Below are 12,762 nucleotides of genomic sequence, written 5' to 3'. Positions count from 1 at the left end.
CTCAAAACTTTATTTTTTGGAATTATAAACAGAAATAACATGTTAGAAAATTTATCAAAAACAATTCAATCTTTAACTGAAATAGCAGTTTCAAACGAACGAAAGGATGTTTTGAATCCGTTAATCGATTACATTCAAAACAAAGTGAATGCTAACGAAGAAATTCGTCTTAATTTTATTTGCACTCACAATTCCAGAAGAAGTCATTTGTCACAAATTTGGGCACAAACAATGGCGTTTCATTTCGGAATCAAAAATATTTTTTGCTATTCTGGTGGAACAGAAGCAACTGCTATGTTTCCAAAAGTGGGTGAAACTTTAGTAAATCAAGGATTTGAAATTCAGAAATTAAGCCAAGAGCAAAATCCAGTTTATGCTGTGAAATTTGATGAAAATCAACATCCAATTATCTGTTTTTCTAAAACGTATTTCGATGATTTTAATCCGAAAAGTAATTTTGGAGCCATCATGACTTGCAATAATGCCGATGAAGGTTGTCCAATGGTTTTTGGTGCAGAAGCCAGGTTTCCAATAAAATATGATGATCCAAAGGCATTTGATGCAACTGATTTAATGAACGAAAAATACGCCGAACGCAGTTTGCAAATAGCATCAGAAATGTATTTTGTATTTTCTCAAATAAAGAAATAATACTATGAAAAAACGACTTGGATTTTTAGACCGATTTTTAACGCTTTGGATATTTTTAGCGATGTTACTTGGTGTTGCTATTGGTTATTTCATTCCGAATTCTGCCGATTTTATTAATTTGTTTTCGTCAGGAACTACGAATGTTCCGTTGGCAATTGGGTTGATTTTAATGATGTATCCGCCATTAACCAAAATCGATTTTTCGCAAGTTCCTAAAATGTTTGAAAAACCAAAATTACTGACAGCATCGTTTTTCATCACTTGGATTTTTGGTCCGTTTTTAATGTTTTTATTAGCTACATTTTTCTTGAAAGACTATCCAGAATACATGACTGGTTTAATCATTATCGGAATTGCACCGTGCATTGCTATGGTAATTGTGTGGAACGAACTAGCCGAAGGAAACCGCGAATTAACTGCTGGATTAATCGGAATTAATAGTTTGTTGCAAGTCTTTTTCTTCAGTTTATATGCCTATTTTTATCTCGAAATCATGTTGCCTTTATTCGGAATTAATGGATTAGAATTAAATATAACAATTGCAGAAATCGCTCAAACAGTTGGAATTTATTTAGGTATTCCGTTTGCATTAGCAGTAATTAGTCGGTTTGCAATTAAAAAATATTTAGGAGATAAATTTTTCAATCAGCAATTTATTCCGTTTGTTTCGCCAATAACCTTGATAGCTTTGCTTTTTACTATTGTAGTCATGTTCAGTTTAAAAGGCGAAATGATTGTAGATTTACCTATGGATGTTGTTAGAATTGCCATTCCATTAGTGATTTTCTTCGCAATTATGTTTTTCTTAATGTTTTTTGTAGCCAAGAAAATCGGAGCGAATTATCGCGATGCAGTTGCGTTATCATTTACGGCTTCAGGAAACAATTTTGAGTTAGCAATCGCGGTTTCCATTGGAGTTTTCGGAATCAATAGCGGACAAGCTTTTGCTGGAGTTATTGGGCCGTTAGTAGAAGTTCCAGCTTTGATTATCTTGGTGAATGTTGCATTTTGGTTGCGTAAAAAATATTTCATTAAAACATCTTAATTGTGTAACATTTGTCACATTTTTTACGATTTATTTTTAGTACTATTGTACCATGAAATATTTTGTAATCCTATTGTGTTTCTATTTTAATGCCTTAACCATTCTTCCATCGGTTAAAGCAATCAAGATGCAATTGGCTCAAAAGGAACAAGTTTCATGCAATAAATCAAAATCTGATTGTGAACCAACAAAAGGTTGCGAAAAAGAGAAATGCCTTCTAAATTTCAATTTTAGTAGTTCAAGCTTTATTGTATTTGCTACAGCTTACAATTTCACAAACAATACTATTTTTATTCCCAAAAAAGAAAATTGTTTATACCACAAAAACTTCATTTCCAATTATAATGTAACTATTTGGCAACCTCCAGAATCGTTTTTATTGTCTTAAATCAAAGTAATTTATGAATTACAACAAATCAATTTAAAAATTTAAAACATAAAAGAAATGAACAAATTAGTTTCAATTATAGCAACAGTAGCTTTCTTATTTTCAATGAATGTAAACGCTCAGCAAGAGCCAAAACAAAAAAAGAAAAAGGCTAAAACCGAAAAATCATGTTCTACAGATGAAAAAAAATCTTGTGGAACAAATGAAAAAAAAGGTGGTTGTTGTTCTTCTAAAAAATCTGAAGAGAAAAAATCATAGAGTAACGACTTAGTAGTTAAAATAGTGCCAGTTTCTAATTGGCACTATATAACTATTGTGTATTTTTAAAAATCTTAAAATGAAAACATTATATAAAATTGTATTGCTTTTAATCTCAAGTTTTGCCATTTCACAAACTACTTTTGATTATCAAGTACAATTAAATCCGATAACCATCCCGAATTTTCCCGGAATTCATTCGTATGCATTTGCTCAACACAATGGTAAATGGCTCATTATTGGAGGTAGAGTAGACGGAATTCATGCGCGTCAACCTTTTAATGCTTTTCCTGCTGCAAGTAATAATACCAATATTTATGTGGTTGATATTGCTACCAATCAGTTTTGGTCGGCTTCTGTAAATTCTTTGGCAACTGCTTTAAAAGAACAATTGCAAGCAACTAACTTCAACTTTTACCAAGATGACACAACTCTTTATTTAATTGGTGGTTACGCGTTTTCGGCTACAGCCAATGATCATATCACGTTCAATAAAATGACATCTGTTGATGTGCCAAATTTGATAAACGCTGTCATCAACGGAACTTCAATTGCTAGTAATTTCAAGCAAATGACGGATGAAAATCTAGCGGTCAATGGTGGACATTTAGCCAAAATTAATAATACATTTTACTTAGTTGGTGGGCATCGTTTTGACGGACGCTACAATCCAATGAACAATCCCACTTTTACGCAAACCTACACCAATAGCATCAAGAAATTTCAAATTGACAATTCAGGTTCGCAATTGAGTATTTCAAATTACCAAGTCGTTACGGATGCGGTTCATTTACACCGACGTGATTATAATTTGTTGCCTCAAGTTTTTCCTAATGGAGAATTGGGTTACACGATTTCATCAGGAGTTTTTCAAATTAATGTCGATTTGCCTTTTCTTTATCCTGTAGATATTAAAGAAACAGGTTACTTTCCGCAAACCACATTCAATCAGTATTTGAGTAATTACCACAGCGCTGTTTCTGCTTTGTATGATGCGACCGAAAATAGAATGCACAATTTGTTTTTTGGTGGGATAAGTCAGTATTATTATAATGGAACCACTTTGATTCAAGATAATGCGGTTCCTTTTGTAAATACAATTAGTCGTACAACACGATTTGCAGATGGTTCTTTGCAAGAATATCAATTGCCAGAAACAATGCCAAGTTTAAAAGGTGCTAGTGCCGAATTTATTCCAAATGAAAGTTTACCCCATTTTTCAAATGAAGTAATAAAGTTAGATGAAATCACAGCAAATGAATTTGTAATTGGTCATATCGTAGGTGGTTTGAGCAGTCCGACGCAAAATCCGTTTAGCGTGAATCAAACTAATACAACTTCGGCAAATGCAACCATTTATGAAGTAAAATTGATTAGAAATCAACCTTTGGGAGTTCAAGAAATCAACGGAAAAAATCCATTTTCTATGTCGGTTTCACCCAATCCAACTCAGAATAACGTTGTAAAAATCAACTTTAATATGGCTTATCCAACAACAATTGATTATTTCGTAACTTCATTGGACGGAAAAATAATTACAGATGGTGAAGTTGCTGATGCCAAACAAGGAGACAATTCAATGAATTTCGAAATCGATGGCGTTTCAAATCAAACGGTTATCATAACTTTTATTTTTGATAATAAGTTCTATGTTTCTCAAAAGGTAATAGTTAACTAAATAAATCAGACTATTTATTCAAAAAGCGTTCAAGAAATTGGACGCTTTTTTTGTAACATTAGTTACTCTGTAACATTTGTAACTGTAAAGCCATTTTAACCGTTCTACTTTTGCTTTATAATTCAGATATAAAATTATGAAGAAAATAAGTTACATCATTTTTACAGGAACAATTTTGAGTTCGTTTTTTGGTTTTAGTCAAGATACTTTGGCTATTTCTAAAGGTGAATTATCTCAGAAACTATCCGAGAAGAATTTACAAATAAAAATTGCCGAAAAAACCTATCAATCGGCAAAGGCAGATTACAATCAATCCAATGCACTCTTTTTGCCCAACATCAATGTGTCGCATACAGGAATTTCTACGACCAATCCATTGATGGCTTTTGGTTCCAAATTGAATCAGGAAGTTTTAACCATGGCAGATTTCAATCCAGCGTTGTTAAATGATCCAGCTAAAACGCAAAACTTTGCTACCAAATTTGAAATCCAACAACCTTTAATCAATGTTGATGGTTTGTTTGAAAGAAAAGCTGCAAAATCTAAAATGGAAGCATATCAATTGCAAACCGAGCGTACAAAAGAATATTTAGAATTAGAGGTTTCAAAAGCGTACATGCAATTGCAATTGGCTTACAAAGCTGTAAAAGTTTTAGAAAAAGCCAATACAACTGGAAAAGCCAATTTGAAATTAGTTGATAATTATTTCAAACAAGGAATGTTGCAAAAAACCGATTTGCTGAATGTTCAAGTTCGAGTAAATGAAATTGCTAACCAATTGCAATATGCTAAAAGTAATGTGCAAAATGCGTCCGATTATTTAGCTTTTTTATTGAATGAAGATAGTAATGGAAAAATCTACAAACCATCGGAAGAATTAGATAATGTAATTGTAATCGAAGAAATAAACACTGCATTATCAGATAATAGAAAAGATATTCAAGCGATGAGTAAATCATCTGAAGCTTATGCTAAGATGTTGCAATCGTCTAAAATGGCTTTCTTACCAAGATTAAATGCTTTCGGAAGTTATGAATTGTACGACCAAAACTTTTTAGGAACTGCTGCCAAAGGTTATTTAGTTGGAGCACAAATTTCATGGAATGTTTTTGACGGATATAAATCGATTGGGAAATTTCAAAAAGCCAAAGCCGAATCACAAAAAGCTGATGTTGAAAAAGACCAATACAAAAAGCAAAGTCAGTTGGAATTAAACAAAATCAATCGTCAATTGAAAGATGCTGAAAATAAAGTAAATCTGTCACAATTAGCATTGGAACAATCGCAAGAAGCTTATAGAATTCGTCAAAACAGATTCACACAAGGATTAGAAAAAACAACCGATTTATTGCAATCAGAAACTCAAATGATTCAAAAAGAATTAGAGCATTTGCAATCAGTTTTCGAGTATAATTTCACTAAGCAGTATTTGCAATTTTTAACTAAGTAAAAGAGTATTAAGATTAGAGTATTAAGTATTAAGACAATAGAAAATATTATGAAGAAAGTAATAACCATCCTAACCCTTTCAACTATCTTATTCGTATCATGCGGAAAGGAAACGAAAGAAACTACTAACAACGAACCAGCAATTGCAGTTCAAGTAAGCGGCATTTCAGCCGATTCTAATGCGCCATTTGTAACTGCAAGTGGAAAAATCGAAGCCGAAAATAGTGCCAATGTTTCTACCCGAATGATGGGTTATGTAACTAAGGTTCATGTAAAAGTAGGACAAAAAGTAGGAGCAGGACAACTTCTAGTTAGTGTAAACAACACCGATTTACAAGCCAAAAAAGCACAAGTAGATGCTTCAATTCTACAAGCAACTGCTGGATATAATAATGCCAAAAAAGATTACGAAAGATTTACTGCGTTGTTCAATCAGCAAAGTGCTTCTCAAAAAGAATTAGACGATATGACTTCGCGTTACGAAATGGCAAAAGCTGGTTTAGAAGGTGCGAAACAAATGCGAAACGAAGTAATGGCGCAGTTTTCTTATTCCAATATTACGGCTCCATTTTCTGGAGAAGTTACCAATACGTTTGTAAAAGAAGGTGACATGGCAAATCCAGGAATGCCTTTAGTTAGTGTTGAAGGAGTTTCAAGAATGCAAGTAACTGCAATGGTTTCTGAAAGTGATATTGCTCAAATTACTAACGGAATGGCAGTTAAAGTTTTAGTGAAATCAATCAACAAAGAAGTAGCAGGAAAAGTTTCTGAAGTAAGTGGTTCGGCTAAAAATACTGGCGGACAATATTTAGTAAAAGTTACTTTAAACGCTACAGACAAAGCCATTTTATCAGGAATGTTTGTGAATGTTCAATTTCCAATTGCAAACAAACCAAAAGTGGAAACAACAATAAAATCAGATAAAGTTATGGTACCAGAAAGTGCTTTGGTAAAACAAGGTCAACTTACAGGTATCTACACAGTAGCTAACGGAAAAACAGCCATTTTAAGATGGATAAGAACCGGAAAATCATTCGGAAACCAAGTAGAAGTTTTATCAGGATTATCGGCTAACGAGCAATACATTGTTTCCGCAGAAGGTAAATTGTATAACGGAGCTAAAGTTAGTATTCAGTAATCAGTGTTCAGTAATCAGTGTTCAGTCGCAGTATTCAGTCTCAGTGTTCAGTCTCAGTATTCAGTGTCACACTGAGCGCAGTCGAAGTACTTTTTAAGTATAAGTTTTTTGTTTTTAAGCATTGCCTTTTAAACTCTTAAACTTCTAAACTCATAAACTTAAAAAAAAATGCAAGAAGGTATATCAGGTAAAATAGCCCATTTTTTCATCAACTCTAAATTGACCATTCTATTGATGGTTGGATTGATGATAATTGGTGTATATAGTTCGTTCTTAATTCCGCGTGAAGAAGAACCACAAATTAATGTTCCAATGGCCGATGTTATGATTGGTTATCCAGGAGCAAGTCCTGCTGAAGTGGAAAGCCGTGTGATAAAACCACTAGAGAAAATTTTGTCCAATATCAAAGGTGTGGAACATTTGCATAGTATGGCTATGAATGGTCAAGCGATGATTATTGTGCAATTTTATGTAGGCGAAGATTCAGAACGCTCGTATGTAAAATTGTACGACGAGTTGATGAAAAACGAAAATATGTTTCCAAAAGGAGTTTTCAAACCCATGGTAAAAACGCGTTCTATTGACGATGTTCCAATGATGGGATTGACACTTTGGAGCGAAACTTTAAACGATTTTGAAATTCGTCAAATTGCGGAAGAAGTAACTTCTGAAATCGAAAAAGTAAAAGACGTTGCTATTACCAAAGAAATTGGTGGAAGAACTCGTGAGCTAAAAGTAGTTTTAGACAAAGATAAAATGGCCGAAAATGGCGTGGATGCTTTGTCAGTTATGCAAATGATTCAAGCCAATAATGGTAGTTCGCAATCGGGAAGTTTTGTTTCTAATGATAAAGAATATTTACTTACAACTGGACAATTTCTATCGAATTCAGAAGATGTGGAGAATTTGGTTGTTGGTGTAAATGCAAACATGCCAGTGTATTTAAAACAAGTCGCTGCTGTTCAAGACGGACCTTCAACACCAAGAAGTTATGTGTCTTTCGGTTACGGAAAAGCTAATGAAAAATATACTAAAAACAAATCAGAATATCCGGCGGTTACTATTTCTATCGGAAAAGTAAAAGGAGCTGACGCGATGAAAATTGCTGATAAAATCCTTGAAAAAGTACAAGGTTTGAAGAAAACATTAATTACCGACGATGTTCATGTGGAAGTTTCTCGAAATTATGGAGAAACGGCTTCTCATAAAGTAGGAGAATTATTGATGCACTTAGGAATTGCGATTATTGCTGTAACACTTTTAGTAATGCTAGCAATGGGTTGGCGTGGTGGATTAGTGGTATTCTTTTCTGTGCCATTAACGTTTGCTTTGACTTTGTTTGCTTACTATATGTTGGGTTATACGCTTAACAGAATAACGCTTTTCGCTTTAGTTTTCGTGGTCGGAATTGTGGTCGATGATAGTATTATCATTGCCGAAAACATGCACCGACATTTCAAAATGAAGCGATTACCATTCAAACAGGCGGCTATTTTTGCAATTAACGAAGTTGGAAATCCTACGATTTTAGCAACGTTTACCGTTATTGCAGCAATTCTTCCAATGGCGTTTGTGTCAGGAATGATGGGACCTTATATGAGTCCGATGCCAATTGGAGCTTCTATTGCGATGTTATTGTCATTGTTTGTAGCTTTAACGGTTACACCTTATTTGGGTTACCATTTATTACACGAGAAAGACGAACAAGAACACAAAGCTGAACAAGGATTGGAAACGTCTTGGATATATAGAGTATATAACAAAATTGAGCGTCCGTTTTTAGAAAATTCTACCAAACGTAGAGTAATGTTGGGAATTACGGTTGTCTTATTAGTAGGTTCAGTTTTAATGTTTTTCACCAAATCCGTTTTGGTAAAAATGTTGCCTTTTGATAACAAAAACGAATTCCAAGTGGTAGTTGATATGCCTGAAGGAACTACGTTAGAAAGAACTGCAGCTGTGACGCAAGAAATTGCTCAATATCTAACCACAATTCCAGAAGTGGTGGATTATCAAAATTACATCGGAACTTCAGCACCAATTACGTTCAATGGTTTGGTTCGTCATTACGATTTGCGTGGTGGAAGCAACATGGCGGATATTCAAGTGAATTTATTGCACAAAGAAGATAGAGATTTACAAAGTCATGATATTGCCAAATTGGTTCGTCCAGAAGTGCAAAAGATTGCTAAAAAATATGGTGCGAATGTCAAAATTATCGAAGTACCACCAGGACCACCAGTTTTATCAACATTGGTTGCCGAGATTTACGGACCAAATTATAAAGATCAAATTGCAGTTGCCAATCAAGTAAAAGGTATTTTAGAAAAAACATCAGATATTGTCGATATTGATTGGTATGTTGAGGATAATCAAACCGAATATCGATTGGAAGTGGACAAAGAAAAAGCAATGCTTAACGGAATTGCTCCACAACAAGTAGTTGGAAATCTGACGTATTTATTGAAAGAATATCCAGTTTCCAATTTGTATGATGAAAATTCTAATAATAGCGTTGGAATCGTATTGTCTCTAGATAATAAAGACAAAACATCGTTACAAGATATTCAGAATTTAAAAATTAAAGGAAGTCAAGGAAATGTAGTTCCAGTTTCCGATTTGGTTAAAGTAGTTGCTGATACGTTGCAAAAAACAATTTACAGAAAAGACCAAAAACGCGTAGTTTATGTAACCGCTGATATGGCAGGAACATTAGAAAGTCCAGTTTATGCTATTTTGGGAATGAATGAAGAATTGCAAAAAATGAAATTACCAAAAGGCTACAAAGTCAACGAATTGTATATGGAGCAACCATCAGACGAAAGTGATTTCACGGTAAAATGGGATGGAGAATGGCAAATTACTTTAGAAGTTTTTCGTGATTTGGGAATTGCATTTGCGGTTGTAATTGTAATCATCTATATGTTGATTGTAGGTTGGTTCCAAAATTTCAAAACACCAATGGTTATGATGATGGCGATTCCACTTTCGTTGGTCGGAATTGTATTTGGACATTGGTTGTTAGGTGCTTATTTCACAGCCACTTCTTTCATCGGAATGATTGCTTTGGCAGGAGTCATGGTTCGAAACTCCGTCTTGCTTATCGACTTTATCGAAATCCGATTGAATGACGGAGTTCCATTAAAACAAGCCATTATCGAAGCAGGAGCAGTGCGTACAACACCAATCTTACTAACAACCGGAGCTGTTGTAATTGGAGCCGTAATTATTCTATTCGATCCAATTTTCCAAGGATTAGCGATTTCATTAGTTTTTGGAGCCATTGTTTCAACAATTCTAACTTTGATTGTAGTGCCATTAATCTACTACATCACTGAAAGAAAAAAATGGGAGAAGAATTAGTGGTCAGTGTTCAGTCGCAGTGTTCAGTCGCAGTGTTCAGTGTTCAGTGTTCAGTGTTCAGTGTTCAGTGCTCAAATTCTTTTCGAGTTATTTTCAGTTCTTAATATGCAATTTTTGAAACTGAAAATAATATCGACAACTTAATAAAAAATAACTAAAATCATTAAAAATGAAAACAAGAATTATTCACGCAGTAGCAGGAACTTTTATCCTTATCAGCATACTTTTATCTTTATATGTAAATCAGAATTGGTTGTGGTTTACTGCCTTTGTCGGTGCAAATCTTTTACAATCATCCATTACAAAATGGTGTTTGATGGCCGATATTTTGACTAAGTTTGGCGTGAAAGACTAAATCCAGCCCAAGCCCAATCCGATTGAAATAATAATTAATAAAGTCGCTACTGAAATTTGAAGGAATTTTAGAGTGACTTTTTTTAATAATTTGTTTCCAATAAAAGCGCCTGTCATTGCCGAAAGTGTGGCGCAAATAAGCAACGGCAAATTTTCTTTCAAGTCTAAATTCAAAATTCGAGTACTGTAAACGCCAAGTCTGGTGAAATCTACAAATGATGAAATTACAACTGTTGTAGCAATAAATGCTTCTTTTGAAAGTCCGGCACGAATTAGAAACGCACTTCGTAAAGCACCTTGAGCGCCAGTCAATCCGCCAAAAAAACCACTTAACGCACCGCCAATGGGAAGTTTGTTTTTATCAAATTGCAAGTTATTAAAAAACGGAATCAAATCAACCACAGCAAAAAACAACATAAAAAGGGCAACAATCAATTTCATCGGAAATACTTCGAATGTCTTTTCAAATAATTGATAGGAGTAAAGCGGTTGCATATTTGGAATTTTCACTAAAAGTAGCGCACCGATAAATGCAAATATCACCGCAGGAACTCCAAATCGGAGTACAACCTCTTTATTGAAATTTTTTCCAACTAAAACCAATTTGAATAAATTATTAGAAAAATGAACTACACCAGTCAAAGCAATGGCAACTTCAACCGGAAAGAAAATCATCATTATTGGCGTTAAAAGCGTTCCTAATCCAAATCCTGAAAAGAATGTTAGAATAGCAACGAGAAAGGCAACAACCGAAATTAGTAGTATTTCCATAGTTCAAAAATAGTCAAAAAAAAAGCTCCCAAATTAATGAGAGCTTCTTTTTTTATTTATCTATCGAACCTAAAACACGTTTCATAAAATCGTTCAGTGCTTCTTTTTTGTCTTTGCCTTCTTTGATCATTTTATTGACTTCGAGCGCGCCGTACATGTTAGAAATTAATTCGCCAATAACATCCAATTCTTCATCTTTCAATGATGGAACTTCGGTTAAAGCTTCAAGAACTTCTATAGTTTCAATTAAATAATCTTGATCATTTTCTTCAATAAATTGCGTCAAATGTTTGATAACTGGTAATTTCATTTGTTTAGTTTAGAAGGTTTTGAAAAGTGTTTAAAAGTTTAAAAGGTTATAAGTTTAAAAGGTTAAGAGTTTAAAAGTTCTTTTAGAAAGACTATGGACAATGCCATTTAACCTTATAAACAATAAACTTTTAAACTAATTCCTTCACCAATTCAGCCAAAACTTCAGCTTTATTAGTTTGTGTTTCGTTCAATAACTTTCCGCCTACAAAAGTTGCAAAAGTTGGTAAATTAGAAACATTCGCTAACTTTCTTGACTCTGGCGAATTTTCTGCATCTACTAAAACAAAAGTAATTTCTTCATTTTCTGAAGCCATTTTTTTGAATTTAGGTTTCATAATTCTACAATTTCCGCACCATGATGCCGAATATTGAACTACAACCTTATTATTAGATGCTACTAAATCTTGTAATGTATCTTCGTTTAATTCGATTAACATAATTTTATTTGAATTGTCAATTTTTAAAAACCAAATTCCAACTTAATTCATTGGAATTTGGAATTTTAAATTTGGAATTTATATTCTTAGTTTTGAGCTAAATAAGCAGCAGTACTTAATCTATCTGCACTCATTGCTTCTTTTCCTTCTTCCCAGTTTGCTGGACAAACTTCACCTTTAGTTTGAACGTGTGTGTAAGCATCAACCAAACGTAAATATTCGTTTACATTTCTTCCTAATGGCATATCATTTACGCTTTCGTGGAATATTTTACCCGTTTCATCAATTAAGTAAGTAGCTCTAAAAGTTACATTTGAACCTTCAAGAATTTCGTCGTTTAACTCTTCATTGTAAACCCATTCTGCATCAAGAATGTCTAAAGCAGCAGCAAGGTTTCTAGTTGTATCGGCTAAAATTGGGTAAGTAACACCTTCAATTCCACCGTTGTTTTTTGGAGTATTTAACCAAGCAAAGTGTACTTCGTTAGTATCACAAGAAGCACCAATTACAATTGTGTTTCTTTTTTCAAATTCTGGTAAAGCAGCTTGAAAAGCATGTAATTCTGTTGGACAAACAAAAGTAAAATCTTTTGGATACCAAAACAATAATACTTTTTTGTTGTTGTTTACTGCTTCTTCAAAAATGTTAATTTTTAAATTGTCGCCCATTTCAGACATCGCGTCAACTGAGATACTTGGGAATTTTTTTCCTACTAATGACATAGTTTATATGGTTTTAATGTTATTTTTAATTTGGTGCAAAAGTAGTATTTAAAAAAGCTTTGTTGTAATAGATTATCATTATATTTTATTATTCTGTAATAGCTTTCTCCTATTGTGTTTTAAGAGATGATTTTAAAATTCAAATAGTGAAATTTTAGTCTGATTTAATAAAGATATCTACTAAAAATTAACACTA

Annotated in this window: 13 protein-coding genes; 9 read left to right on the top strand and 4 right to left on the bottom strand. The window is 33.4% G+C overall.

Going from position 1 to position 12,762, the window contains the following annotated elements:
• The first annotated feature begins 39 nt into the window (after positions 1-39).
• The 9 genes from DIU01_RS01750 to DIU01_RS01710 all read left to right on the top strand — a co-directional run bounded on the left by DIU01_RS01750 (position 40) and on the right by DIU01_RS01710 (position 10,325).
• A complete protein-coding gene (locus DIU01_RS01750; protein ID WP_290831541.1) occupies positions 40-651 on the top strand; it encodes a protein-tyrosine-phosphatase in 612 nt (203 codons plus the stop codon).
• A 4-nt stretch (positions 652-655) separates the two neighbouring features.
• Positions 656-1,696, top strand: a complete 1,041-nt coding sequence (arsB, locus tag DIU01_RS01745) for an ACR3 family arsenite efflux transporter (protein ID WP_290831540.1) — start codon at positions 656-658, stop codon at positions 1,694-1,696.
• A gap of 52 nt (positions 1,697-1,748) precedes the next feature.
• Positions 1,749-2,084, top strand: a complete 336-nt coding sequence (locus DIU01_RS01740; RefSeq protein ID WP_290831539.1) for a hypothetical protein — start codon at positions 1,749-1,751, stop codon at positions 2,082-2,084.
• Between the two features lie 57 nt (positions 2,085-2,141).
• A complete protein-coding gene (locus DIU01_RS01735) occupies positions 2,142-2,342 on the top strand; it encodes a hypothetical protein (RefSeq protein ID WP_290831538.1) in 201 nt (66 codons plus the stop codon).
• Between the two features lie 79 nt (positions 2,343-2,421).
• Positions 2,422-4,020 (top strand): hypothetical protein, encoded by a 1,599-nt coding sequence (locus DIU01_RS01730; protein WP_290831537.1) that lies wholly within the window; start codon positions 2,422-2,424, stop codon positions 4,018-4,020.
• Positions 4,021-4,156: 136 nt separating this feature from the next.
• Positions 4,157-5,470, top strand: coding sequence for a TolC family protein (locus DIU01_RS01725; protein ID WP_290831536.1), 1,314 nt, complete (start codon positions 4,157-4,159; stop codon positions 5,468-5,470).
• A gap of 48 nt (positions 5,471-5,518) precedes the next feature.
• Entirely contained in the window at positions 5,519-6,607 is a 1,089-nt protein-coding gene (locus DIU01_RS01720) for an efflux RND transporter periplasmic adaptor subunit (protein WP_290831535.1), read from the top strand.
• Between the two features lie 168 nt (positions 6,608-6,775).
• Positions 6,776-9,970, top strand: coding sequence for an efflux RND transporter permease subunit (locus tag DIU01_RS01715; protein WP_290831534.1), 3,195 nt, complete (start codon positions 6,776-6,778; stop codon positions 9,968-9,970).
• 169 nt (positions 9,971-10,139) lie between these two features.
• Positions 10,140-10,325 carry a DUF2892 domain-containing protein gene (locus DIU01_RS01710; RefSeq protein ID WP_290831533.1) on the top strand — a complete coding sequence of 62 codons (186 nt, stop codon included), beginning with the start codon at positions 10,140-10,142 and terminating at the stop codon, positions 10,323-10,325.
• Here DIU01_RS01710 and DIU01_RS01705 read toward each other — a convergent pair.
• The 4 genes from DIU01_RS01705 to DIU01_RS01690 all read right to left on the bottom strand — a co-directional run bounded on the left by DIU01_RS01705 (position 10,322) and on the right by DIU01_RS01690 (position 12,566).
• Positions 10,322-11,095, bottom strand: a complete 774-nt coding sequence (locus DIU01_RS01705; protein WP_290831532.1) for a sulfite exporter TauE/SafE family protein — start codon at positions 11,093-11,095, stop codon at positions 10,322-10,324. The genes DIU01_RS01710 and DIU01_RS01705 overlap by 4 nt on opposite strands.
• 52 nt (positions 11,096-11,147) lie before the next feature.
• On the bottom strand, positions 11,148-11,405 hold the full coding sequence (locus DIU01_RS01700; RefSeq protein ID WP_290831531.1) for a hypothetical protein: 258 nt from the start codon (positions 11,403-11,405) through the stop codon (positions 11,148-11,150).
• 130 nt (positions 11,406-11,535) lie between these two features.
• Positions 11,536-11,844, bottom strand: a complete 309-nt coding sequence (locus DIU01_RS01695; protein ID WP_290831530.1) for a co-chaperone YbbN — start codon at positions 11,842-11,844, stop codon at positions 11,536-11,538.
• An 86-nt stretch (positions 11,845-11,930) separates the two neighbouring features.
• The gene (locus DIU01_RS01690; protein WP_290831529.1) at positions 11,931-12,566 is read right to left on the bottom strand and encodes a peroxiredoxin; all 636 of its coding nucleotides are present in this window, start codon (positions 12,564-12,566) and stop codon (positions 11,931-11,933) included.
• Positions 12,567-12,762 lie beyond the last annotated feature (196 nt).

The organism is Flavobacterium sp. (assembly GCF_003525665.1).
Lineage (GTDB): Bacteria > Bacteroidota > Bacteroidia > Flavobacteriales > Flavobacteriaceae > Flavobacterium.
This window is presented reverse-complemented; position numbering and strand designations above follow the sequence as displayed.